The following is a 23,730-nucleotide window of genomic DNA, read 5'->3' as shown; positions in this document are numbered from 1 at the left end:
GTTGCAGCCCAGAGAAGGCGCAGCGCATCGGCCTGCTACTGCGGATGCGCGTGCCGCTCTCTCAAAGAGACAAGATCCGGAGTATCGATCGACCATGACTCTCCAGGGAACCGCGCTTCGCAACCCGATCCCCGACGACGGCGACAGCCTCCTGCTCGATCGCAGCTCCTTATTCGTCCAGCGGACCGCCGCTGTTGCGACGCAGGCCGCGGCGGAAGCCGAAGAGGTCGACCGTGACGGCCGCTTCCCGAAGGCCGCGATCGATGCGGCACGCGAGCACAAGCTGCTCGGGATGCAGATACCCGTCGAGTTCGGTGGCTTCGGCGCCTCGATCCACGACATTGCCGACGTCGGCTATGCGCTCGGGCGCGCCTGCGCCTCCAGCGCCATGATCTTCGCCATGCACCAGACCAAGGTCGCCTGCCTGGTTCGTCACGGCCGCGGCAATCCCTATATGGAATCGCTGATGCGCCGGATCGCCGCCGAGCAGCTGCTGATGGCCTCCTCCACCACCGAAGGCCAGAACGGCGGCAATATCCGCGCGAGCGCCGCGGCAGTCGGCCACGAGGGCGAGCGAATCACGCTCAACCGCGATGCCACGGTCATTTCCTATGGCGCTGAAGCCGATGGCCTCGTCACGATCGCCCGCCGGGCCGATGGCGCTGCCGCGTCCGATCAGGTGCTGCTGGCGCTGACGAGGGACGACTACACGATCGCGCGCACGCTCGGCTGGGAAACGCTGGGCATGCGCGGCACCTGCTCGACCGGATTCGCGCTCGAGGTGAGCTGTCCCTCCGACCGCATGTTCACCGAGTCCTATGATCGCATCCACGGCCAGACGATGACGCCGTTCGCACATCTGTGCTGGTCGTCGGCCTGGGCCGGCATCGCTGCGGCTGCCGTGGAGCGCGCCCAGCACTTCCTGCGCAAGGCCGCACGCGGCGCCGGCGGACAGATGCCGCCGGCAGCTGCGCATTACACCGCGGCGAAGATGGCGCTGGCCCGGCTGCGCGCAATGATCGTCACCAACATGGATGCCTTCGTCGCCCACGAATATGACGAGCGGGCGCTGAGCTCGCTCGACTTCCAATCCTCGATCACGCTGTTGAAGGTTCAGGCCTCTGAACTTGCCGTCGAGACCGTGATGCATGCCATGCGCGCCTGCGGCCTCTCGGGTTATCGCAACGACGGCGAGTTCTCGATCGGCCGCCACCTCCGAGACGTTCTGTCGGCGCCGATCATGATCAACAACGACCGTATTCTCACAAGCATTGCCACGGCCAACTTGATGAGCACGGTACCGACCTCGCTCCATGAATGATCACGCCGATCGCAGCCATTGCCTCCACTCAGGATTTGCAGAATGACGATTCCCGTTCTCCCGCAGTCGCCCGAGATTGCGCCCCAGCCGGCCGACGCGCTCGATCATTTGACCGGCGCCCTGTTCCATCGCATGGGCGCAGATGGCGTCTATGCGCGGACCGCGCTGTATGAAGGCGTGGTGGAGCGGCTCACGACGCTCATCACGCGACATCGCGAGCCCGGCGCGGAGGTCATGCGCTTCCCACCGGTCATGAGTCGCGCCCAGATCGAGAAGTCGGGCTATCTCAAGAGCTTTCCCAACCTGCTGGGCTGCGTCTGCGGCTTGCACGGCATCGAGCGGGACATCCACGAGGCCGTGGCACGTTTCGACAAGGGCGGCGACTGGACCACCTCGCTGTCGCCGGCCGACCTCGTGCTGTCCCCCGCGGCCTGCTATCCGGTCTATCCGATCGCGGCGAGCCGCGGCGCCCTGCCGGTCGGCGGCCTGCGCTTCGACGTCGCGGCCGATTGCTTCCGCCGCGAGCCGTCGCGTCATCTCGACCGCCTGCAGTCGTTCCGGATGCGCGAATATGTCTGCATCGGCACGCCCGACGACGTCTCGGCATTCCGTGACCGCTGGATGGTGAAGGCGCAGGCGATTGCCCGCGATCTCGGCCTGTCGTTCCGGGTCGATCACGCCAGCGACCCGTTCTTCGGCCGCGTCGGCCAGATGAAGGCGGTCAGCCAGAAGCAGCAGGCGTTGAAATTCGAGCTGCTAGTGCCTCTGCGCTCGGAAGAGCAGCCGACCGCCTGCATGAGCTTCAACTATCACCGCGAGCATTTCGGCACCACCTGGGGCATCATCGACGCCGATGGTGCACCGGCGCACACCGGTTGCGTGGCTTTCGGCATGGATCGCCTCGCGGTCGCGCTATTCCACACCCACGGCATCGATCCGACGCGCTGGCCGTCGCGCGTACGGGAAGCGCTGCAGTTCGAGCGCCAGGCAAGCACCGTCGGCTGACGCCACGAAGCCGCCGTCGAGGGATCGGCAGAACATCTCATGGGCGCGCCCAAGCCGCCGATCCGGTGCCGCGAGATCGGAGACTCCGATCTGGACGCGATCACCGATCTCTTGACACGCGGCTTCCCCCGGCGGCCCCGCGGCTATTGGTCGAGCGGCCTGCAGCGGCAAGCCGCGCGCCCGACGCCCGACGGCTATCCACGCTACGGCTATCTGCTCGAGCAAGACGGCAATGCGGTCGGCGTTTTGCTCGTCATCTACAGCGATCGCGGCACGCCTGCGGAGCCGCAGATCTGGTGCAATCTGTCGAGCTGGTATGTCGAACCTGCCTTTCGCAACTACGCGACGATGCTGACGAGAATCGCACAGCGTCGGCCGGAGGTCACTTACGTCAATATCAGCGCCGCAAGGCAGACCTGGCCGATCATTGAGGCGCAAGGATTTCGCGCCTATTGCAGCGGCCTGTTCTTTTCGATGCCGACGCTGTCGCTAGCTGGCCTCAGTTCGCCGGTTGAGAAGGTCAGGGCAGACGCCCGCACCGTGGATGGCGTTCCGTCGGATGAGGCCGAATTGCTGATGCGCCATGCGCGCTATGGCTGCCTCAGCGTGGTGGTGCGATCGACGGCGGGCCCCGTTCCGCTGGTGCTGCAGAAGGTCCGCATCCGGCAGGGACGCTTCGCATTGCCTGCGATGCAGCTGATCTACTGCCGCAGCATCTCCGACTACGTTTCCTGCGCCGGTACCGTCGGCCGCCTGCTGCTGCGTCGCGCCGCCGTTTCTGTCATCATCGACGCTAACGGGCCGATTGACGGTCTCGTCGGCATCTACACCGAGCGGCGCGGCCGGAAGTACATCAAGGGACCGCAGCCGCCGCGCCTCGGCGATCTCAGCGACACCGAGCTGCCGCTGTACGGCCCCTAGCTCAGGCGGCTACCCTGACCTCATGCGCATAGTCCCAATACAGCCGGCGCGCACGGCTGAACACCGGACCGATCGGCAGCGTCCGCTCGTCGATGCGAATGACCGGTGCGACCTTGGCGAAATTGCCCGACGAGAAGATCTCGTCGGCGGCCAGGAAGTCCGCATAGCGCAGCGTGGTCTCGACCACGCTGACGCCGTCGGCTCGCAGCAGCTCGGCCACGCGCTGGCGGGTGATCCCGTTGAGAAACGTGCCGTTCGGCACCGGCGTGAACACCACGCCGTCCTTGACCATGAACACGTTGGCATTGCCGAACTCGGCGACGTTGCCGAGCAGATCGAGCATCAGGCAATTGTTGAAGCCGCGCGAGGCCGCCTCGATCAGCGCGCGCGAATTGTTCGGATAGAGGCAGGACGCCTTGGCATCGACCGGCGCGCACTCGGCGGTCGGCCGCCGGAACGGCGACAGCGTGATGGCGTTGCCCGTCGGCTGCGGCATCGGCGCTTCATAGATGCAAAGGCACCAATTGGTGGTCTCGGGATCGAACAGGACACCGCCGCCGGCGCCATGCTGCGCCCAGTACATCGGGCGGATGTAGAGCTCGGCTCTCGCTCCGAACCGCGCGATCCCCTCCCGCGCCAACCCCATCCAGGTCTCGACGTCCACCACCGGCTTGAGCCGGAAATTGATCGCGGACTGATTCACGCGCGCGCAGTGGCGATCGAGATCTGGCGTCACGCCTTCGAATGCGCGTGCGCCGTCGAACACGGTCGACGCGAGCCACGTCGCGTGGGTCCGGACGCCCATGATCGGCGCATTGCCCTCGCGCCATTCGCCGTCGAAGAAGGTCCAGGTCTGCGAGTAGCTGACAGGCTTGACGATGTGGGTCATGGCGGCGCTCCCGTTCGGCATCGATCGTGTCTGCACTTCTGGCGTGAACATTTTAAGGATTTCCCCGTCGCGACCTGCTGCTCACGATCGATTCACTGCTGATGGGCACAATGCTCGATGCCTTGGTTAATTGGAGCTGTCATGCCGCTCGACCCTCGCGCCCAGCGCCTGCTTTCGATGGTGGCTGCCGCTGTGCCGGAAAGCCAGGAGCGTCCGGGCCCCGCGCAGCGGCGGCAGTCGCTCGCCAAGCTGATGCAATTCGCGCGCAACGACTGCGGCGCCGTCATCACGCGGGACGGCAATTTCTCTGGGCCCTCTGGGCTGCTTCGTTATCGCCTGTATACGCCTGCAGCAGGCCCGGATGATACTGGGGCGCCCTTCCCCGGCTTCGTCTACTTTCACGGCGGCGGTCTCGTGGCAGGCAGCATCGACACGCACGACAAGGTCGCCGCCGCGCTTGCCGCCGCCTCCGGCTGTCGGCTGCTCTCGATCGACTACCGCCTCGCGCCTGAGCACAAGTTCCCCGCAGCGATCGAGGATGCGATCGCGGCGGTTCACTTCGTCATCGATCGCGCGGTCGCGCTCGGCATCGACGGCGGTCGGATTGTGATCGGCGGCGATTCCGCGGGCGCCACGCTCGCCGCCGCCGTTTGTCAGCAGGCCGTCGGCAGCACCGATCTCAGGATCGCGCTGCAGTGCCTGATCTGTCCAGTGCTCGATTTCTCCAATTTCTGGCCGTCGCGCGAGCTGTTCGGGACCGGCCACCTGATCGACAGGGTGACCTGGCAGGCCGACCTCGCCGACTATCTGGTTGGCGAGGTCGATGTCGCCAATCCACTGATATCGCCGTTGTGCCGTGAGACGCTGGCTGGGCTTCCCCCCGCCGTGATCCACACCGCGGAATTCGACCCGATGCGTGACGAGGGCAGTGCCTACGCGGCACGGCTCGCGGAAGCTGGTGTCACGGTCGCGCATGTCTGTCACAACGGCATGGTCCACAATTTTCACGCGCTCGGTGCGATCCTGCCGCAGGCCAAAGCAGCGCTGGATCTGGTCGGACAGCAAATTCGGTCCCTCCTCCCGGTCCCAACCGCACGCTAATTCGAAGCTTATCGGCCACACATCGTTAGGGTTATTTCGTCGTTCTTGTCGCGAATTATTGCCCGCTTTACGCCTGCGCTCCTACAACGACACCCTCGCGGAATACGTGCAACCTGCATTGTGGACGGATGCGGGAGTGGAGATCGCCGATGCGCAATGAGACGATTGCAATCCACGCCGGCTATGAACCGGAGGCGACCACCAAGGCCGTCGCGGTTCCGATCTATCAGACCGCCGCCTACGCCTTCGACAGCGCCGATCACGGCGCCGCGCTGTTCAATCTCGAAGCCGAGGGCTACCGCTACAGCCGTATCTCCAATCCGACCACGGCGGTGCTCGAGAAGCGCGTCACCGAGCTCGAGGGCGGCGTCGGCGCGCTCGCCGTCGGCACCGGGCAGGCTGCGCTTCACTTCGCATTCGTCAATCTGGCCGATGGCGGCGGCAACATCGTCTCGGTGCCGCAGCTCTATGGCACCACGCACACGCTGCTCGGGCACATCCTGCCGCGCCAGGGCATCACCGGGCGCTTTGCCGAAAGCGATGCGCCCGATGCCATCGAGCGTCTCATCGACGAAAACACCAAGGCCGTGTTCGCCGAGACGATCGGCAATCCTGCCGGCAATGTCTGCGACATCGAGGCGCTGGCGAAGGTTGCGCATCGCAACGGCGTGCCGCTGATCGTCGACAACACCGTCGCAACACCGATCCTGCTGCGGCCGTTCGACTACGGCGCCGACATCGCGGTGCATTCGCTGACCAAGTTTCTCGGCGGTCATGGCACGACGCTGGGCGGCATGCTGGTCGACAGCGGCAACTTCCCCTGGAAGGATCATGCCGACCGTTTTCCCGCCTTCACCCAGCCCGACGCGTCCTATCACGGGATGGTCTACACCGATCATTTCGGCCGCAGCGCCTACATCCAGCGCGCGCGCAGCGTCTATCAGCGGACCATGGGCGCGGTGCTGTCGCCGTTCAATGCCTTCCTGCTGCTGCAGGGCATCGAGACGGTCGCGCTGCGCATGGAGCGCCACGTCGAGAATGCGCGCAAGGTCGCCGAATTCCTGCGCAACGATCCGCGCGTGGCGTGGGTCAACTACGCCGGCTTCGCCGACAGCCGCTATTACCCTCTGGTCCAGAAATATCTCGACGGCCGGGCGTCGTCGCTGTTCACGTTCGGGATCAAGGGCGGCATGGAGGCAGGCAAGGCGTTCTACGACTCCCTGAAGCTCGTCACGCGGCTGGTCAATATCGGCGATGCGAAGTCGCTGGCCTGCCATCCCGCATCGACCACACATCGGCAGATGCCGCCGGACGACCAGCGCAAGGCGGGCGTCCTCCCCGAGACGATCCGGCTGTCGATCGGCATCGAGCATGTCAGCGACATCATCGAGGATCTCGACCAGGCGCTCGCCCAGGCCTGCCCTCGCACGCGTCAGTTGGATGCGGCGGAGTAGAGCGATCAGCCGATGACCCTGCTGTTCGACCGACATCGCAGGATCGCGAGCCCTGCCCTCGCGCCCGCCGAGTTCGACGACCGCGGAGGGCGCCCGATCGAGCTTTCGATCGGCCTCGTCAACAACATGCCGGACAGCGCCCTGAAGGCGACCGATCTCCAGATCGCCCGCCTGCTGCAGCAGTGCGCGCCGCGGCACGTCCGCATCCGCCTGCACTGCTTCTCGCTGCCCTCCATCTTGCGCTCGCAAGCGGCCAGGAGCCACGTCGCCCAGTCCTACGCGGACATCGGGTCGCTCGATCGGCTCGGCATCGACGGCCTGATCGTGACCGGCGCCGAGCCTGTCGCCGCGACATTGCCCGACGAGCCCTATTGGTCGGACCTCACCTCCGTGATCGACTGGGCCAGAACCAACACGCGCTCGACGATCTGGTCGTGTCTCGCGGCCCACGCGGCCGTGCTGCACCTGGACGACATCGAGCGGCAGCGGCTTGCGAGCAAATGCTCCGGCGTCTTCGACTGCGTGAAGGTCCAGGACGACTGGCTCACGCACGGCATCCATTTGCCGCTTCAGGTGCCGCACTCCCGCCTCAACGCCGTCAACGAGCCGCTGCTGGCGGAGCGCGGGTACGACATCCTGACGCGGTCGGAGGAGGTCGGCGTCGACATCTTCGCGCGCTCGATGCCGAGCCGGTTCGTGTTCTTTCAGGGCCATCCCGAATATGACGCGCTCTCCCTGCAGCGCGAATACATGCGTGACATCGCGCGCTTTCTCGCCGGGCAGCGCGACGACTACCCGCGGCTGCCGAAATCCTATTTCAGCGCCGAGAGCGAGGCGGTGCTCAACGCGTTCGAGTGGCGGGCCAAGGAAAGGCGCGACCCGACGCTGGCGGCCGAACTCCCGGGATTGACGCTGCGGCCCGATCTCGCCGCCGAAAGCGCCGCCCAGACGCTGTTCAGGAACTGGATCGGCCATCTCGGGCAAACCGGATAGCGCCAAGGCCCGCCTTTCATCGGGGCGATCGCGCAATCGCGCGCTATCTGTTAGATTGGCACGACACACTTCGCCTGCAAGGTTCCGATGGCCCGACGCACCGGCAGCGCCGATCTTCCGCTCCATTCCGGACGCGTCCCGGCCTGGCTCGGCACGCGCATGGCCTCGCTCGGCGCCATCATCACCCAGGCGATCGTGCATCATTACGGCCGCGACGAATTCCTGGCGCGGATGTCGCATCCGTTCTGGTTCCAGTCGTTCGGCGCCGTCATGGGCATGGACTGGCATTCCTCCGGCATCACCACCAGCGTGATCGGCGCGCTGAAGCGCGGGCTGAAGCCGCTGTCCGGCGAGCTCGGCATCTTCGTCTGCGGTGGCCGCGGCGAGCATTCGCGCAAGACGCCCGACGAGTTGCGCCTGCTCAGCGACCGGCTCGGCCTCGACGGCGAGGAGCTGGTCCGGACCAGCAAGCTCGTCGCCAAGGTCGACAGCGCCGCGGTGCAGGACGGCTTCGACCTCTATCTGCACGGCTTCTTCGTCACATCGGACGGCAAATGGACCGTGGTGCAGCAGGGCATGAATGGCGACGCGCGCCAGGCCCGGCGCTACCATTGGCATTCGCAGCAGCTTGCGAGCTTCGTCGACGCGCCGCACAGCGCCATCGATGGTCCCGTCCAGGGCGAGATCGTCAACCTCACCGACAAGCGCGCCGCGCCGTCGCGCCACGCCCAGCTCGAGCTGCTCACCGATCTCGGCCCCGACCGCGTCGTCACGGAGTTCGAACGGCTGAGCACGCCGGAGCCCGCCCAGGGCCTGCTGCCGCATCTTGTCATGCCCGCGCATCACGACGTCAGGCCGAAGGACGTGTTCGCCCGCCGGCTGCACGGCACGCTCGCGGCTGCTGCCGAGCGCGGCCCGGTCGACTTCCCCGACCTTCTGCTGACGCCGGGCGTCGGCGCCCGCACCGTGCGCTCGCTCGCCATGGTCGCCGAGGTCGTGCATGGCGCGCCGTATCGATTCAGCGACCCGGCACGGTTCTCGCTGGCGCATGGCGGCAAGGACCGGCATCCCTATCCGGTGCCGATCAAGGTCTATGACGAGACCATCCGCGTGCTCAAATCGGCCGTCGGCAACGCCAAGCTCGGCCGCGACGAGGCGCTGTCGGCGCTGAAGCGGCTCGACGACCAGGCCCGCCGGCTGGAGCGCATCGCGACCGGCCCCTCGCTCGATGCCTACATCGCGACCGAGCGCGCCGCCTCGCCAGAGCTCGACGGCCGTTCGGTGTTCGGCTGGGAGCGCGACCTCATCCAGCGCACCGGCGAGGCATAAGGCGGTGCCGGCACGCAGCGCGGGCGTGCTCGCCTTTCGCAGGACCTCCAACGGATTGGAAGTGCTCCTGGTACATCCCGGCGGACCGTTCTGGCGCAACAAGGATCTCGGCGCCTGGTCGATCCCGAAGGGCGAGTTCGGCGCCGGCGAGGCGGCCGAGGCGGTGGCGCGGCGCGAATTCGCCGAGGAGCTCGGCACGACGCTGACGGCGTCGCTGCTGCCGCTCGGCGAGATCAAGCAGCGCGGCGGCAAGGTGGTCGAGGCGTTCGCCGCCGAGACCGACCTCGATGCCGGCAGCATCACCAGCAACGCGTTCGAGCTCGAATGGCCGCCGCGCAGCGGCCGTATCCAGCGCTTTCCCGAGGTGGACCGCGCCGCCTGGTTCGACCTCGCCGAGGCGAGGGTCCGGATCAATCCGGCGCAGGCCGCGCTGCTCGACCGTCTCGTGGAGATCGGCGGAGGGTGAGCTGTCACCATCCGCCGCCGACATCACGCCGCGCGGACGTTGCCGAGGAATCGCCCGGTCTGGGTCTTGAGCTGATCCGACTGGCTGCCGAGCTGCGAGGCCGCACTCAACACCTGTGCCGCCGCGGCGCCGACCTGGCCCGACGCCTCGCGCACGCCGACAATGTGCTGCATGACCCCCTGGGTGCCCTGCGCCGCCTGCTGCACGCTGCGGGCGATTTCCTTGGTCGCAGCGCCCTGCTCCTCAACCGCGGCTGCGATCGCGTCGGTGATCTCGTTCATCTGCCCGATGGTCGCGCCGATCTCGCGGATTGCGTTGACCGTCGAGCCGGTGGCGTCGCGGATGGCTTCGATCTGGCTGGTAATCTCCTCGGTCGCCTTGGCGGTCTGCGCCGACAGCGCCTTGACCTCGTTGGCGACGACCGCGAAGCCCTTGCCGGCCTCGCCGGCACGCGCGGATTCGATGGTGGCGTTCAGCGCCAGCAGGTTTGTCTGGCCGGCGATGGTCTGGATCAGCGCCATCACCTCGCCGATCTTCTGCGACGCGTGGACCAGCCTGTCGACCATCGCCTCCGTCCGCGTCGCCTGCCCGACCGCGTTCTGGGCGATCGACGACGACTGCGTGACCTGCTTGGCGATCTCCTGGATCGATGACGACAACTGCTCGGCGGAGGCCGACACCGTCTGCACGTTCTTGGCGGTCTGCTCGGCGGCCGCGGCCACCTTCGCGCTCTGGTCCGTCGTGCCGGCGACGATGCTCGACATCGATTGCGCGGAAGTCTGCAGCTCGCCGGCGGCGGTCGCGGTGGTCTGGATCACGCCGCCGATCGAGCGCTCGAACTCGTCGGCGATCCGCACCAGCACCGTGCGGCGCTCCTCGGCGGCCTGCTGCTTGGACTGCTCCTGCTCGGCCCGGAGGCGCTCGCTCTCGGCGAGATGGTCCTTGAAGATCTGCAGGCTGCGCGCCATGCGGCCGATCTCGTTCCTGCGATCGGTGAACGGCACCTCGAGGCCCAGATTGCCCTTGGTCAGCTCGTCCATCACGACGCAGGTGCGGTCGAGCGGAACGACGACGCTGCGTCCGAGCCAGAAGGCGACGACCGCGGCGACCAGCAGACCGGCAAGCGCGCCGAAGCCGGCCCACATCGCACGCTGATAGACGACTGCGTCGATGTCGTCGACATACACGCCGGCCTGGATCGCCAGCATCTTGTCGCCGCTGCCATAGGCGCCGACGTAGGACATCTTCGGCAGCTCGGTCGTCCCCCCGGCGCGCGGCACCTTGTACTCGACGAAGCCGCCGCCGGCGCGCGCCGTGCGCACGATGTCCTGGATCAGGAGCTTGCCGGTGGAATCCTTGAAGTCCCAGCGGTTGACGTTGATGTATTTCGGGTTGGCATGGACATAGGTCACGCCCGCATCCGACGATCCGGTTCCGTAGACGCCGAGATAGTCGTTGTACTGGCCCCAGCGCATTGCGCCGATCGCGGCGTAGGCCTGCTGCCGCGCCTGCTCCGGCGCGACCTTGCCGGCGGTCGCCGCGGCGTCATAATAGCTCAGCACCTTGACGGCGGACTCGACGAGGTTGCGGACCATGGTCTGCCGCTCCTCGAGAACGGTTCCGCGCAGCATCAGGATCTGCATGGCGGAGACGGCGAACAGTGCGATCGACATCACGGCGATGATCGCCGCGAGACGCTGATAGACAGTCAGGTGTCGCATTTTCTGGTTCTCGTTGCGTGGACTGTATGCACGATACCAACCCTACATTAATGGTTTGCTATCCGTGCCGTCCGAACGCCGGCGAACTAATTAGTCTTTGGACTGAAAACGTCCGTTCGCGCGAACTTCTGCCAGAGAACAACCAGCGCGACATTACGCGACGATCGCTCGAATTAACATGCGATAATTGAAAGGGCCGGTTCGCACCAGTTCCACCCGATTGGGTGTCGAGTCCCCACGGAGTTGCGTTGTCGCGACGCGTCAGGCGCCCGAGCTTTGTGCAGCGAAGCCCTCACGTCATCGAGGGCGCAGGGAAGACCAGGCATCGGCTGATTCCTGCGGCCCCCGTGCGGAAAGGAATGCACGGGGCAGGAACCACAGGTTCAACCGGTTCTGCCCGGCCTTCCCTGCGCAATGGTGTTACGGCTGCTTCGCACTCTCCCCGGGGACCGGCGTTCTTGCCCCCGTTTGCGACAACGCGCCAAAGGCACGCCACGCAGGCATCAGCATCGGGATGCCAGGACCATGCGACTTGACCGTCCGTGCCGGCGCCGCTCGTCAGTCGGCGCCTGCCCGTCCATCACATCCCACCCCAACGCTCCTGACGATGCGCAGCGCCCCTCGTCGATGAGGCGGGACAGCGATAGAGAAGCACGAATTCCGATAAAACGAAAGAACAAAATTTGCGCAGGCGGGCGCGGCTGCGGCGATGTCGTTGAGACGGCGAATGAACTTCGTGTTTCGGCGCAGGGCGAATGCGGCATGTCCCGGCGCTTCCGGCGGGCGTAGGTCCGCCCCGACGGGCGACTCGGTCGGACGTCTCAGGACGAGACCGCCGCGCGCATCGGACGGCGCTGCCGCAGCAGCAACAGGATGACCACGGCCGCGCATGAGCATGCCAGGCTCAGCGCCAGCGGCGCGTTGCTGCCGTAGCGGGTCAAGAGCTCGACGAGGATGGGCGCCGACACCGCCGACAACAGGTTGAGCGGCAGTCCGATCTGGGCGGACGCCTTGGCGAAGGCCGCCTTGTCGTAGAACACCAGCGGCATGGTTGCCCGCGCCACGGCGAGCGCGCCGCTGCCGAGGCCGTAGATCAGGATGAAGGCGCCGATCGCGGCATGCGAGCCGTCGCTCAGCATCAGCAGCAGCATCGCCACCGGCAGCGCCAGGCCGGCGACGATCGCGGTGGTGATGCCGTCCCAGCGGCCGCCGCCGAGAAAATCGATGGCGCGGGCGCTGATCTGGATCACCCCCAGCATCGAGCCAAAGCCGACCGCCTCGGCCGCCGACAGGCCTTCGGCCTTCAGGAGCTCGATCAGCACGGCCCCCATCCCGAACGCGACGAAGGCGTTGAGGCCGGAGGCGCCGACCAGCAGATAGAACGTGCCGCGCGACGGCGTCGCTGCGGGGACGGACGCCGCCGCATCCGATGATGACGGCGGCAGATGATCATGGACGCGCCGCGGCAGCAGGAACACGAACAGCGGCAGCGAGACCAGCAGCAGCAGGCCGGCGTAGACGAGACAGGTGCTGCGCCAGCCGATATGCGCCGAGAGCGCCGAGGTGACCGGCCAGAAGATGCTGCTCGACAGCCCCGTGACCAGCATCAGCGCGCCGATGGCGCTGCGCGCGCGCAGGCCGGCGATCTCGTTGAGCACGATGTAGGAGGCGGTCGAGAGCGTGGCGCTGCCGGCCACGCCGAGCAGCAGCCACGCGGCATAGTAAGAGAGCGCGCCCTGCGCGGCTGACAGCAGCGCATAGCCCGGCGCGGCCAGCAGGGTGCCCGCGATCATCACCCGCCGCCCGCCATGCTTGATGAACGGCCGCGCCAGCAGCGGCGAGCACAGCCCCATCGACATGTACAGCACCGAGGTGCTGGCGAAGATCGCCGTCAGATCCATCTCCAGATCCACCGCCATGGCCCGGCCGATCACCGCCGGCAGGCTGAGCGTGCCCCAGGCGATGAGCTGGGTGATGGCGAGCACGATCAGGACGCGCAGGAGGGAGGGGTCGGCGATGACGGGGGGCATTTCGGGCGGGGGCACTGCACGGAGGTGACGCGCGACGCGCGTTGCAATCATGATTCTAGACCATTCGCGCCGAATCAGCCCCGCTGTTTGGGAATTGCCGCCCCACCACCGGCGGGGTGCTCGTGCCAGGTGCCGGCAACTGCACGCACGGGCCGCCGGCCCCGGAGCAGAGCAGCATGAGCAGCGCCGCACGGAAGCAGCCGATCGTCAGCCCCCATGGGTCTCAAGTCGATGCAAGAGCATCGCCTAACGTGCCGCGGAGCGGTGCTCCTCACGATGGAGGGGTTAGATTTTGGCCGAAAAAAACCATGCGAGGCCGCCGTAGGCGGCCGTCGCGGAGGATGGCCGCGAAACGAGCGCTCGCCACAGCTTGTTGCCTCATCTGCGATCGCCCTACCCTACCTCCGGAGCTCGAGCTTCGCGCGCCTACAGGAGGTGTGATAGGAACCAGTCACGCGCAGCCGAGGATGATTGTTCGAAGTGCTGGACATAGGGCGCGAAATGCCCGCAAGGCAGACTGACAAACTGCTTTGGCTCGCCGGCGCGTGCGAACGCCTCCCGGGACGCCTCGATCGGCATCAGCATGTCGCCCTCGGCCGCGATCCACATCAGCGGCCGCGGCGCGATGCGATGCAAAAAGGCGGCCGGCTCGAAGCTGAAGGTGAGCTCCAGGCTGCGCACGGTAACCTCGTTGCGCCACAGCGGCGAGATCTTCGCCGCCTCCATGCACCAGTCGTAGGCGTCCGACGTCCCGAGGATGCACGGCGTCGTCGCCGGATCCTGCGCCACCACCTGCATGGTCATCGGCGGCTCGCCCGCGGCACGGGCCAATCGCTCGCCGACGAACAGCTGCGACAGCTGCGCCTTTGTCTCCGCCGGAATGTGGCTCCAGATCGCGCCGCCGCTGAGGAACGAGACCTGCACTGCCACGCAGCGGATGCGCTGATCGATCGCCGCCGCCTGGATGGCGACGCCGCCGCCATAGCTGGAGCCCCAGGCGCCGATCCTGGTGGGATCGACGCGCGGCAGGGTCATTGCGAAGGTGATGGCATCGCGGTAGTCGGCCAGCTGCTGCATCGGGTCGATCTCCTGCCGGACGCGTCCTTCGCTCTCGCCGAAATTGCGGGGATCATAGACCAGCGCGCCGAGACCGGCTGCGCTGAACGCGGCCGCATATTTGTCGAGATAGCTGTCCTTGAGCGCGCTGAAGCCGTGATGAAGCACGACGATGGGCGCCGTCGGCGCGTCCCCCTGCGGCGGCACGTGCCAGCCGCGCAGCACCGTACCATCGTCGGCCTTGAAGGCCACCTTCTCGAACCCAGCCCGCAGATCCGAACCGACCATTGCAACCTCCCTGTGCTCTCGCCTCTCCGCCTTGTCTGCACGGCGGTCTCAGCCTAGGCTCTAGGCCAAGCGCGGCACCGACGTCCCGGACGGCAGCGAAGGCGAACCCGGACGACAGCGAAACGTGGGCGGACGCAGCCGCCGCAAGCGAGGGTCTCGGGCGACCAAGGGAGAGCGTTGCAGATGCCGAACGTGCAAGGGTTTGCCGCGCCCACGACCTCCCTCGACCCACTGCTCGGCTGGAGCATTCACGCGGCCAAATCACACCGTCAGCAGTTGAGGCGGCTAGGCGATGCTCTCGTGATCGAAGCGCAGGTCGCGCAGGGCTGCGCCGGGACGCGCCGCGCCTCCGATGCCGGTCTGGTGGTCGTGATGACTGTGATCGAAGGCCGGGAGCGCGGCGAGGACTCCACCGGCACGGTGCTGTTCGAACCCGGCGACGTGATCGTCTGGAACACGCGCGAGACGCTCGCCTTCGCCACGCTCAGTCCGCTGCGCAAGATGATGATCGCCTGCCCTGAAGCGGTGATCCGGAATTTTCACCCCGACCTGATCGGACGCGGCCGCCTGCATCTGCCCGGCCGACACGGCTTCGGCGCCGCCGTGTCCGGTTACTTCGAGGGCTTCGCCGGCACACTGGCCGAGATGGACGACAGCGAGGTCCATGCCGCTGTCGATGCCGGGCTCGAGATCGTCGCCAAGGCGGCCCGCCTGATGCGCCGCGACGCTGCACCGCGACGCACATCCGCACAGTTCGCGCGCATCATGAGCTACATCGACGCACAACTGCACGACCCCGATCTCGACAGCGCCGAGATCGCCGCCCACTTCGGACTATCCGTCCGCTCCGTACAATTGTTGTTCGCCGAGCACGGCACCACGCCCTCGGAATGCATCCGCCAGCGCCGCCTCGACCGCTGCCGCCGCGACCTCGAAGCCGCGCGCCGAACCGAGAGCATCACCGACATCGCCCTGCGCTGGGGCTTCAACGACCCCTCGCATTTTAGCCGCCTCTTCCGCCGTCGATACGGCGTGCCCCCGCGCACGCTCGCGCGGAAGAAGCCGGAGGGCTGACAGCCCGCAGCGATTTCATCTTCTCGCAACTGAACGGAATGGCTGGGATGGCCGGCTGGCGGAGAGAGTGGGATTCGAACCCACGGTACGGTTTCCCGCACACACGCTTTCCAAGCGTGCGCCTTAAGCCACTCGGCCATCTCTCCAGCGGCCCTCTCTTGGCGGGGTCGGCGGCGTTTTGCAAGCCGGGCGGGGGCTCATGGGCTAAATTTCCCCCAAATCGCTGATAAAAATCATCAATCCGCCCTGGTCGCGGGCTCGATCGGGAGGCCGTGCCGCCCGGCCGGCCCATCATGAACCGGCCGGCCGGGCGGCACGACCACTGTTTTGCAGCCCGTCGGTCCGGCTGCCGACTGAGGGATTCGCGATGCCGTCATCCTCCCCTGCCCGTCTCGCCATCCTGCTGACGGCGGTGCTCAGTCTCGCCGCCAGCCCGGCCCGCGCCGATCAATGCACCAAGCAGGGCGTCGACGTGACCTGCGACGACGGCCGCAAGGGGATCTGGCAGGGCGATGCGATCCTGTGGCCGGACGGGACGAAGTCGAGCCTGAAGCCGCACCCGTCCGTCATCGTCGGCAACAAGGCATCGGTGGTGGTGGGACCCGGCGTGTTCGTCGGACAGGGCAACGGGATGGTGCCGATGGACAATCCGAGCTCGCCGAACAAGCTGCGCTGCGCCGTGCTCGACGGCGTCTCCTACTGCCATTGAGCCTCGCCGGACGGAGCGACGAGGAGCAAGTCCGGTTCAGTGATAGCGCGCGCCAGGCGACAGCATGCGGCCGGCCAGAAAACCTGCCGGAGTGGCAGGCAGGGGTTCGATCTCGACCTCGGCAGCGTCACCGTCCTGCAGCGCCTCGACGAAGTCGGCAAACCATTGCTGGATCGAATGGCGGCGCAGCTTCGTCATCATGATCTCATAGCGCATGCGGCGCTCGTTGAGCGGCATCGACAGCGCCATCGCGATCGTCCGCGCCATGCCGTCGATGTCATGCGGATTGACGATCAGCGCCGCATCGAGCTCGTTGGCGGCGCCGGCGAATTTCGACAGCACCAATACGCCGGGATCGACCGGGCTCTGCGCCGCGACATACTCCTTCGCCACGAGATTCATGCCGTCTTGCAGCGGCGTGACGACGCCGACCTGGGCGCTGCGATAGAGGCCGGCCAGCACGCCCTGACCATAGCCCTTGTTGAGGTAGCGGATCGGCGTCCAGTCGACCTCGCCATGGCGGCCATTGACCTCGCTGACGAGGCGCGCGACCTCGCTCTGCAGATTGCCATAGGCCTCGATCGATTCGCGCGACGGCGTTGCGATCTGCAGCAGCGACGCGGCGCGCAGCAGGCTCGGGTGCATCGTCCACATCCGGTCGAAGGCGTTGATGCGGTTGACCAGACCCTTGGAGTAATCGAGCCGGTCGACGCCGATGGCGAGCTTCTCGCCATTCAGGCTGCGGCGCAGCCGCGACACATCCGGATGCGCCACCGCCTTTGCCGCCTGCTGCGCAAACTTGTCGGCGTCGATGCCGATCGGGAACACGGCCAGACGTGTGCGGCCGTGCAGCGACCTGACCACGCCGTCACGCACCTGCAAGCCGAGATCGGCGCGGATGCAGGCGGTGAAATTCTCGCGATCATCCTCGGTCTGGAAGCCGATCAGATCATAGGCGAGCATCGCGGTGACGAGATCGCGGTGATTCGGCACGCTGTCGATGACGCTGCGCGCGGGCCACGGCGTATGCAGGAAGAAACCGATCGGGCTCTTCACGCCCAGCGTGCGCAACTCCGCGCCGAGCGACAGGAAGTGATAGTCCTGGATCCAGAACAAGGTGTCCGGCTTCTGGAACCGGAGCAGCGCGCGCGCCACGAAGGCGTTGACCTCGCGATAGGAGCGATAGTCATCATGCGAGACGCTGATCAGATCGCTGCGTGAATGCAGCGCCGGCCATAGCGCCGAATTGGCGAAGCCTTCGTAGTAGCCGGCATAATGCGCAGCCGGCAGATCCAGCAGCGCGAGCGCGCCTTCACCGATCTGCTCGATCTCCGCGATCGGTTCCGTCTGCGCGCCGTCGCGCACACGACCCGAGGAACCCACCCATACTGCCCCCGATTTCTCCACAACGGGCAGCAATGCTGCCGCAAGTCCGCCGGTCATTGGCTCATTGGCTTTGCCACGGGCCACCCGATTCGAAACCACGACGAGGTTCACAGCTCCCTCCTGTTGGTCATGTCGGTTAACAGCTGTTCATCAATATGGTTCCGGGCCACCCTTTCAACCAATTGAAACCAAATTCGGGCATTCGCGCGGTGTAATCACAGCGTCAAATCAAGTCAGAACTGTTCTAATCAACAGCGACGCATTCAACATGCGACCGCTTGGCGAATGGAACTAACAATGTAGCGATGCGGAACCACTGCACGGATCGCTAGGTCGATGAATTAGTTCCACCGCCGGCGAGGCGCGTCAGGAATGCGCGCACGTCGTCCGGTGCGTCGAAATGTCCGTCGACGCCGAGCGCACGGCGGCCGACGGAGAACGAGAGGCCGGCGAAATCCGGCATGATCGCGAACACCGTCTCATCCGTAACGTCGTCGCCGATGAAGAACGGCTTGCGTCCCTTGAACGGTGCGTTCCGCATCAGCTCGCGCACGCCGCTCGCCTTGGTGAAGCCGGCATGCTTGATCTCGCACACACACTTGCCGGGCAGCACCTCGATCGGCGCCCCCGGCAACTCGGCGCGGATGCGCGACACTTCTTCGTAGATCGCCTTCTCGGCCTGCGGCGCGAGACGATAATGCAGCGCCAGCGAGTAGCCCTTGTCCTCGAGCAGAATGCCGGGGCTGAGCCTGGCGATCGCAGCGAGCCTGCGCTTCAGCTCCTTGTCCAGCGGCGGCGCCTTGATGGCGTCCGCCTCGCCGCCGCCGCCGAGCCGCATCTCCGCGCCATGGCCGCCGACGGCGGGATAGACCTCCGGCGCGAAGATGAGATCGATGTCGTTGAGCGAGCGGCCCGAGACCAGCGCCAGCGCGCCGGAGGTTCGTTGCAGCAATGCGTTCAGGGTCTCGGCCAGGCCCGGCGGCACCCACACCTCGCGCGGCGTCGGCGCGAGATCGAGCAGGGTGCCGTCGATATCGAGCAGGATCGCCACCTCGCGAAGATGCGGCACGAGACTGGTGGGCGCCGGAACGATATCGGCGGGCTCCGACGCAGGAGAAGCGATCAGATCGGAGTTTTCGGACATCATCAACTACTCCATGACAGCGAGCGGACGCGCCACCTGCTCGAGCGATTTGCGCTCGGCCGCGATGGCATAGCGCCAAGCGACGAGCGCCGCCACCAGCATCAGCGCGGCACCGAACAGATAGCCGCCGAACACCGCGCCGCGCGCCCCGCTGTCGAGCAGCGCGCCGAACAGCGCGGGTCCCGCGACGCCGCCGATCCCGGTGCCGATGGCGTAGAACAGCGCGATCGCGAGCGCGCGCACTTCCAGCGGAAAATTCTCCGACACGGTGAGATAGGCGGCGCTCGCCGCCGGTGACGCGAAGAAGAAGATCACCATCCAGGCCGCGGTCTGCGTCGCGGCGCTCAGCACGCCGATCGAGAACAGATAGCCGGTGAGCGCAAGCAGCACGCCGGAGACGCCGTAGGTGAAGGTGATCATGGCGCGGCGCCCGAGCGTATCGAACAGGCGGCCGAGCAGCAGCGGCCCGAGCACGTTGCCGGCCGCGAAGGGCAGGATGTACCAGCCGACATGGTCGGACTTGATGCCGTAGAAGTCGGTCAGCACCAGCGCGAAGGTGAAGAAGATCGCGTTGTAGAAGAACGCCTGGGCGATCATCAAGGTGAGCCCGACCAGGGAGCGCTGGCGATAAACTGAGAACAGCGTATGCGCGACCTCTCGTAACGGCGTGTGGCTGCGCATCCGCAGCCGCATCCTCGGCAATTCCTTGGCGCGCGCCTCGCGGTCGTGGCCGGTGACGTCGCGTTCGATCTCCGCAACGATCCGATGCGCCTCTTCGGGATGGCCGTGAATCATCAGCCAGCGCGGACTTTCCGGAATCCACATCCGCATGACCAGCACGACGAGGCCGAGACAGGCGCCGATGCCGTAGGCCAGCCGCCAGCCGACATCCGGGCCGGTGACGTCGGGATCGAGCAGCACGATGGCGCCGACCGCGCCGAGCGCGGCACCCAGCCAGAAGCTGCCGTTGATCATGAGATCGGTCCAGCCGCGATAGCGCGCCGGCACCAGCTCCTGGATCGTCGAGTTGATCGCGGTGTACTCGCCGCCGATGCCGGCGCCGGTCAGGAAGCGAAACAGCGCGTAGGTCGCGATGTTCCAGGACAAGGCGGTGGCGGCCGTCGCGGACAGATAGAGCGCAAGCGTGACGAAGAACAGCTTTCGGCGGCCGATGCGGTCGGTCAGCCAGCCGAAGCCGAGCGCGCCGAGCACGGCGCCGGCGAGATAGGCGCTGTTGGCAAGCCCGATGTCGAGATTGGAGAAATGCAGCGCCGGGCTCTGCTTGAGCGCGCCCGACAAGGCGCCTGCCAGCGTCACCTCGAGCCCGTCGAGCACCCAGGTGATGCCGAGCGCCAGCACGACGCGGGTGTGAAAGGCGCTCCAGCGGAGATCGTCGAGCCGGGCGGGAATGTTGGTTTCGATGATGCGATCCCGGCCTGCCATGTCGTCCGGCGGAGCGCCGGATTGCGGCGCTGACGTGACGACGCGGAGGTTGGGAAAGGATGCCTGTCGGGGTGCCATGGAATCCCAATGCGACGGCGCGGGTCGCACCGCATGCTCGACCGAGAGGATGAAGCAAATGCGGCAGCGAATGCCTGCCGCTGCGACTCAACGTCTCGTCGCGCGCAGGGTTCCCGGAGTGGGGCGGGGTTCGGCGCTCGACCCGCCTGGGGGCCGCAGCGTTTCCTGGGTGAGGCCCAGGCGCGCCTCATTTCAGCTGTCGTCCCGGGCAAGCGAGCGAAGCGAGCGCGACCCGGGATCCATACCGCGTGATGCAAGATTGGGGCACGCGATCAATACCGCCCGCCACACATCTGCCGCGGCGTATGGATCCCGGCGTTCGCCGGGATGACAGCGGAGGGTTTGGCCGCGGGCTCGCCAACGCACTTGCGAGCGGCGTGAAGACCAGCCTGTCGCCGCAAAACTCACGCCGCGCGGATGTTGGCCATGAAGCGGTTGAGCTCCGCGCGCAGCCGCGCGCTCTCCGAGGAGAGCGACTGGGCCGAGCGCAGCACCTCCTCCGAGGCTTCGCCGGTCTGGGTCGCGCCGCGATTGACCTGCGTGATGTCGGTGGCGGCGGCCTGCGTGCCTGCCGCGACGCTCTGCACGTTCCTGGCGATCTCCTGGGTCGCGCCGCCCTGCTGCTCGACCGCGGTGGCGATCGACGCGGCGATGGTCGAGATCTGGCGGATCGTGCCGCCGATCTGCTTGATCGCCGTCACCGACTCCTGGGTCGCCGCCTGCATGCCGGAGATGTGGTTGGAGATGTCGTCGGTCGCCTTGGCGGTCTGCTCGGCCAGCGACTTGACCTCGGAAGCCACCACCGCAAACCCGCGGCCGGCATCGCCGGCGCGAGCCGCCTCGATGGTCGCGTTCAGGGCCAGCAGGTTGGTCTGCTCGGCGATCGCGGTGATCAGCTTGACGACGTCGCCGATCTCCTGCGCCGCACGCGACAGCTTGCCGATGCGCCCGTCGGTCTCCTCGGCCTGGGCCACGGCGGACTCCGCGATGCGGCTGGACTCGCGGACCTGGCGGCCGATCTCGTTGACCGAGGCCGACAGTTCGTCGGTCGCACTCGCGACCGAGTGGATGCGGCCCGTGGCCTGGTCGGAGGTGCCGCTGACGCGGCTCGCCAGCGACTGCGTGGTCTCCGCGGTGCGCGTCAGGGTCGAGGCCGCCTGCTCGAGGTGCTCGGCCGAGGTCGAGACGTTGGACACGATCGAGCCGACGGCGGTCTCGAACTCGTCGGCGAAGCGGATGAGCTCGGCCCGCCGCGCGGCGCCCGCCGCCCTGTTCTGGGCGTCCTGCGTCGCAGCGTCGCGCTCGGCCTTGGCCACCGCCTGGACCTTGAACTCCTCGACGGCGGCCGCCATCTCGCCGATCTCATCGGCACGCCCGAGGCCGGGCAGCCGGACGTCGAAATTGCCCGAGGCGAGCTCGCGCATCGCCTTGCACATCGTGATCATCGGCTTGGAGATGCCGTTGCCGAGCATCAGCGCCAGCACGGCGCCGAGCGTCAGCCCGCCGATCGCCAGCATTGCGATCAGCCGCTCGATGTCCGCGATGGTGGTGTTGGTGGCGGCCTCGATGCGCTGCTGGTCGGAGGCGACCTCGGATTTCAGCCCGTTCGACAGCGCGATGATCTCGGTCCCGACCACGCTCATCTCCTGTTCGAGCTTGCCGAGCGCCTTCATGTTCTCCGACAGCTTGATGAAGGCGGCGCGGTACTGCTTGATCAGGTCGCCGAGCTCGGCGACGCGCTGGGTGATCTTCTCGTCATTGGCATAGATCGTCACCAGCGAGGTTTCCAGGAAGCGCGTGCGCGCGATGGCGCCGTCGGCCGTCTTGGCATCGGGCTTGGCGACGTAGGTCCCGACCAGCGCGGACACGGTCAGGTACTGGCCGGTGAGGTCCTTGGCCGTGGTCTGCACCGACGGCAGGCCGGCCAGCGCGGCGGTGTCTGCCAGATCATCGAACTTGAAGCGGATCTTGTTGCCGATGAGGCCGATCTGGTCGGTCGCCAGTTTCGCGTTCTCGCGGGTCAGAGCAACGATGCTCGAGAATGTCTTGGCGAAGGCCTGAAACTGCGCCTGCAGCTTGCCGACCTGCGCCCGCCGCTCGGCGCCGGTCGCCGCCATGGATTTGTCGATCGCGGCCTGGAGTGCCTGCTGGGCAGCGGTGGCCGCCGCCTCGTCGTCGGCTTTACCGGTCAGGGCATAATAACGGGCGAGCGCCTGGTACGAGACCAGCTCGCGATCGATGGTGCGGGTGGTGTCGGCTTCGGCAACGCTGCCGCGATAGGCTGCCACCGCTGCGGCGACCCGCTCGAATCCCAGATAGGAGAAGCCGATGCTGGCAGCAGAGATCGCCAGCACAACGGCGAAGCCAAGGACGATCTTGCCGCGAAAACGCAGGGTCAGAAAATTGGCACGCCGCGACTGCGGCGCAAGCTGCGCAGACATTCCCACCCCCGACACGCCATTCTTTATATTGGCCAGAAACCAAACCGCCCGGCGGCAACGCACCAGAGCGTGATCAAAACTACGTCACAATGGCTAAGGGGCGGTAAATGGACGGCATCGGCCTACGGCCTGCGCTTCACCTGCGCCGGTGCCGGCCTCGCGTGGCGCGCCACATGCGACCGGATCGCCGATGCCGCGCGCAAGACGTCGCAATGACATCGGAGACGAAAATTCGAGTTGCAAAGTCCTGAGGGCGCTGTTTCTAATCAGAATAAGAATAATTCATCGGGAGGTTACTCGTGTCGACAGTCAAACTGACGGTGAACGGCAAGGCGGTCTCGGTCGAGGCCGAGGATCGCACCCTGCTCGTTCACCTCCTGCGGGATCATCTGAACCTCACCGGCACCCATGTCGGCTGTGACACCAGCCAATGCGGCGCCTGCGTCGTCCATATCGACGGCCGTGCCGTGAAATCCTGCACCGTGCTGGCCGGCCAGGCCGCCGGCGCCAACGTCACCACCATCGAAGGCATCGCCAAGGGTGACGAGCTGCACCCGATGCAGGCGGCCTTCCGCGACAATCACGGCCTGCAATGCGGCTATTGCACGCCGGGGATGATCATGTCGGCCATCGATATTGTGCACCGCCACGGAGGCGAGCTCGACGAGAGCACGGTGCGTGAGGAGCTGGAAGGCAACATCTGCCGCTGCACCGGCTATCACAACATCGTCAAAGCCGTGCTCGACGCTGCCGGACGGATGAAGGTCGCGCAAGCTGCCGAATGAGGCCGGCGAGAGCCGCCGTTTACCGCAATACCGAGACCACGACCGCTGCGCGCGATGGCCGCGGCGGGACAATAGAACTCCGGTAGGGGAGAGATT

The 23,730-nt window shown here is 66.6% G+C and carries 19 protein-coding genes and 1 tRNA gene; 11 read left to right on the top strand and 9 right to left on the bottom strand.

The features are described 5' to 3' along the window. Positions 1-94: 94 nt before the first annotated feature. Genes QX124_RS27030 through QX124_RS27020 form a run of 3 tightly spaced genes read left to right on the top strand, consistent with a single transcriptional unit; the run spans position 95 to position 3,247 of the window. Positions 95-1,321: an acyl-CoA dehydrogenase family protein gene (locus QX124_RS27030; protein ID WP_315798753.1), complete on the top strand. Its 1,227-nt coding sequence runs from the start codon at positions 95-97 to the stop codon at positions 1,319-1,321. Positions 1,322-1,363: 42 nt separating this feature from the next. After that, positions 1,364-2,326 (top strand): amino acid--[acyl-carrier-protein] ligase, encoded by a 963-nt coding sequence (locus QX124_RS27025; protein ID WP_315798752.1) that lies wholly within the window; start codon positions 1,364-1,366, stop codon positions 2,324-2,326. 39 nt (positions 2,327-2,365) lie between these two features. Then, a complete protein-coding gene (locus tag QX124_RS27020; RefSeq protein WP_315798751.1) occupies positions 2,366-3,247 on the top strand; it encodes an acyl-CoA acyltransferase in 882 nt (293 codons plus the stop codon). A gap of 1 nt (position 3,248) precedes the next feature. On the opposite strand, the gene QX124_RS27015 is transcribed toward QX124_RS27020, so the two are convergent. After that, positions 3,249-4,136 (bottom strand): branched-chain amino acid aminotransferase, encoded by an 888-nt coding sequence (locus QX124_RS27015; RefSeq protein WP_315798750.1) that lies wholly within the window; start codon positions 4,134-4,136, stop codon positions 3,249-3,251. 141 nt (positions 4,137-4,277) lie between these two features. On the opposite strand from QX124_RS27015, the gene QX124_RS27010 reads away from it, so the two are divergent. The 5 genes from QX124_RS27010 to QX124_RS26990 all read left to right on the top strand — a co-directional run bounded on the left by QX124_RS27010 (position 4,278) and on the right by QX124_RS26990 (position 9,479). Further along, a complete protein-coding gene (locus QX124_RS27010) occupies positions 4,278-5,237 on the top strand; it encodes an alpha/beta hydrolase (protein ID WP_315798749.1) in 960 nt (319 codons plus the stop codon). Positions 5,238-5,386: 149 nt separating this feature from the next. After that, a complete protein-coding gene (locus tag QX124_RS27005; RefSeq protein ID WP_315798748.1) occupies positions 5,387-6,691 on the top strand; it encodes an O-acetylhomoserine aminocarboxypropyltransferase/cysteine synthase family protein in 1,305 nt (434 codons plus the stop codon). Positions 6,692-6,703: 12 nt separating this feature from the next. Next, positions 6,704-7,684, top strand: a complete 981-nt coding sequence (locus QX124_RS27000) for a homoserine O-succinyltransferase (protein ID WP_315798747.1) — start codon at positions 6,704-6,706, stop codon at positions 7,682-7,684. A gap of 87 nt (positions 7,685-7,771) precedes the next feature. Continuing rightward, complete coding sequence (locus QX124_RS26995) at positions 7,772-9,013, top strand: DUF763 domain-containing protein (protein ID WP_315798746.1); 1,242 nt, start codon at positions 7,772-7,774, stop codon at positions 9,011-9,013. A gap of 4 nt (positions 9,014-9,017) precedes the next feature. Continuing rightward, a complete protein-coding gene (locus QX124_RS26990) occupies positions 9,018-9,479 on the top strand; it encodes an NUDIX domain-containing protein (RefSeq protein ID WP_315759563.1) in 462 nt (153 codons plus the stop codon). 23 nt (positions 9,480-9,502) lie between these two features. On the opposite strand, the gene QX124_RS26985 is transcribed toward QX124_RS26990, so the two are convergent. From QX124_RS26985 to QX124_RS26975, 3 genes are all read right to left on the bottom strand, one after another. Further along, positions 9,503-11,200: a methyl-accepting chemotaxis protein gene (locus tag QX124_RS26985; protein WP_315740622.1), complete on the bottom strand. Its 1,698-nt coding sequence runs from the start codon at positions 11,198-11,200 to the stop codon at positions 9,503-9,505. Positions 11,201-12,021: 821 nt separating this feature from the next. Then, the gene (locus QX124_RS26980; protein ID WP_315798745.1) at positions 12,022-13,230 is read right to left on the bottom strand and encodes an MFS transporter; all 1,209 of its coding nucleotides are present in this window, start codon (positions 13,228-13,230) and stop codon (positions 12,022-12,024) included. A gap of 426 nt (positions 13,231-13,656) precedes the next feature. After that, a complete protein-coding gene (locus QX124_RS26975; protein WP_315781418.1) occupies positions 13,657-14,574 on the bottom strand; it encodes an alpha/beta hydrolase in 918 nt (305 codons plus the stop codon). 300 nt (positions 14,575-14,874) lie between these two features. Here QX124_RS26975 and QX124_RS26970 point away from each other — a divergent pair, with 300 nt between their 5' ends. Beyond that, complete coding sequence (locus tag QX124_RS26970) at positions 14,875-15,648, top strand: helix-turn-helix domain-containing protein (RefSeq protein ID WP_315781421.1); 774 nt, start codon at positions 14,875-14,877, stop codon at positions 15,646-15,648. 56 nt (positions 15,649-15,704) lie between these two features. Here the strand turns inward: QX124_RS26970 and QX124_RS26965 are convergent. Continuing rightward, a tRNA-Ser gene (locus QX124_RS26965) sits at positions 15,705-15,794 on the bottom strand. A 221-nt stretch (positions 15,795-16,015) separates the two neighbouring features. Here QX124_RS26965 and QX124_RS26960 point away from each other — a divergent pair. Then, complete coding sequence (locus tag QX124_RS26960) at positions 16,016-16,357, top strand: hypothetical protein (RefSeq protein ID WP_315798744.1); 342 nt, start codon at positions 16,016-16,018, stop codon at positions 16,355-16,357. 36 nt (positions 16,358-16,393) lie between these two features. On the opposite strand, the gene QX124_RS26955 is transcribed toward QX124_RS26960, so the two are convergent. From QX124_RS26955 to QX124_RS26940, 4 genes are all read right to left on the bottom strand, one after another. Next, complete coding sequence (locus QX124_RS26955) at positions 16,394-17,854, bottom strand: trehalose-6-phosphate synthase (protein WP_315757256.1); 1,461 nt, start codon at positions 17,852-17,854, stop codon at positions 16,394-16,396. 217 nt (positions 17,855-18,071) lie between these two features. Then, complete coding sequence (otsB, locus tag QX124_RS26950; RefSeq protein WP_315798743.1) at positions 18,072-18,890, bottom strand: trehalose-phosphatase; 819 nt, start codon at positions 18,888-18,890, stop codon at positions 18,072-18,074. 3 nt (positions 18,891-18,893) lie between these two features. Continuing rightward, a complete protein-coding gene (locus QX124_RS26945; RefSeq protein WP_315798742.1) occupies positions 18,894-20,408 on the bottom strand; it encodes an MFS transporter in 1,515 nt (504 codons plus the stop codon). Between the two features lie 404 nt (positions 20,409-20,812). Further along, the gene (locus tag QX124_RS26940; protein WP_315798741.1) at positions 20,813-22,849 is read right to left on the bottom strand and encodes a HAMP domain-containing methyl-accepting chemotaxis protein; all 2,037 of its coding nucleotides are present in this window, start codon (positions 22,847-22,849) and stop codon (positions 20,813-20,815) included. Between the two features lie 299 nt (positions 22,850-23,148). On the opposite strand from QX124_RS26940, the gene QX124_RS26935 reads away from it, so the two are divergent. Further along, a complete protein-coding gene (locus QX124_RS26935) occupies positions 23,149-23,634 on the top strand; it encodes a (2Fe-2S)-binding protein (RefSeq protein WP_315717018.1) in 486 nt (161 codons plus the stop codon). Positions 23,635-23,730 lie beyond the last annotated feature (96 nt).

Source organism: Bradyrhizobium sp. SZCCHNRI3043, from assembly GCF_032377735.1.
In the GTDB taxonomy this organism is placed as follows: domain Bacteria; phylum Pseudomonadota; class Alphaproteobacteria; order Rhizobiales; family Xanthobacteraceae; genus Bradyrhizobium.
This window is presented reverse-complemented; position numbering and strand designations above follow the sequence as displayed.

Excerpts from the sequence above, each read along its gene's own strand:
- QX124_RS27030 (WP_315798753.1), top strand. The coding sequence starts at position 95 with ATGACTCTCCAGGGAACCGCGCTTCGCAACCCGATCCCCGACGACGGC.
- QX124_RS27025 (WP_315798752.1), top strand. The coding sequence starts at position 1,364 with ATGACGATTCCCGTTCTCCCGCAGTCGCCCGAGATTGCGCCCCAGCCG.
- QX124_RS27020 (WP_315798751.1), top strand. The coding sequence starts at position 2,366 with ATGGGCGCGCCCAAGCCGCCGATCCGGTGCCGCGAGATCGGAGACTCC.
- QX124_RS27015 (WP_315798750.1), bottom strand. The coding sequence starts at position 4,136 with ATGACCCACATCGTCAAGCCTGTCAGCTACTCGCAGACCTGGACCTTC.
- QX124_RS27010 (WP_315798749.1), top strand. The coding sequence starts at position 4,278 with ATGCCGCTCGACCCTCGCGCCCAGCGCCTGCTTTCGATGGTGGCTGCC.
- QX124_RS27005 (WP_315798748.1), top strand. The coding sequence starts at position 5,387 with ATGCGCAATGAGACGATTGCAATCCACGCCGGCTATGAACCGGAGGCG.
- QX124_RS27000 (WP_315798747.1), top strand. The coding sequence starts at position 6,704 with ATGACCCTGCTGTTCGACCGACATCGCAGGATCGCGAGCCCTGCCCTC.
- QX124_RS26995 (WP_315798746.1), top strand. The coding sequence starts at position 7,772 with ATGGCCCGACGCACCGGCAGCGCCGATCTTCCGCTCCATTCCGGACGC.
- QX124_RS26985 (WP_315740622.1), bottom strand. The coding sequence starts at position 11,200 with ATGCGACACCTGACTGTCTATCAGCGTCTCGCGGCGATCATCGCCGTG.
- QX124_RS26980 (WP_315798745.1), bottom strand. The coding sequence starts at position 13,230 with ATGCCCCCCGTCATCGCCGACCCCTCCCTCCTGCGCGTCCTGATCGTG.
- QX124_RS26975 (WP_315781418.1), bottom strand. The coding sequence starts at position 14,574 with ATGGTCGGTTCGGATCTGCGGGCTGGGTTCGAGAAGGTGGCCTTCAAG.
- QX124_RS26960 (WP_315798744.1), top strand. The coding sequence starts at position 16,016 with ATGCCGTCATCCTCCCCTGCCCGTCTCGCCATCCTGCTGACGGCGGTG.
- otsB (WP_315798743.1), bottom strand. The coding sequence starts at position 18,890 with ATGATGTCCGAAAACTCCGATCTGATCGCTTCTCCTGCGTCGGAGCCC.
- QX124_RS26945 (WP_315798742.1), bottom strand. The coding sequence starts at position 20,408 with ATGGCACCCCGACAGGCATCCTTTCCCAACCTCCGCGTCGTCACGTCA.
- QX124_RS26940 (WP_315798741.1), bottom strand. The coding sequence starts at position 22,849 with ATGTCTGCGCAGCTTGCGCCGCAGTCGCGGCGTGCCAATTTTCTGACC.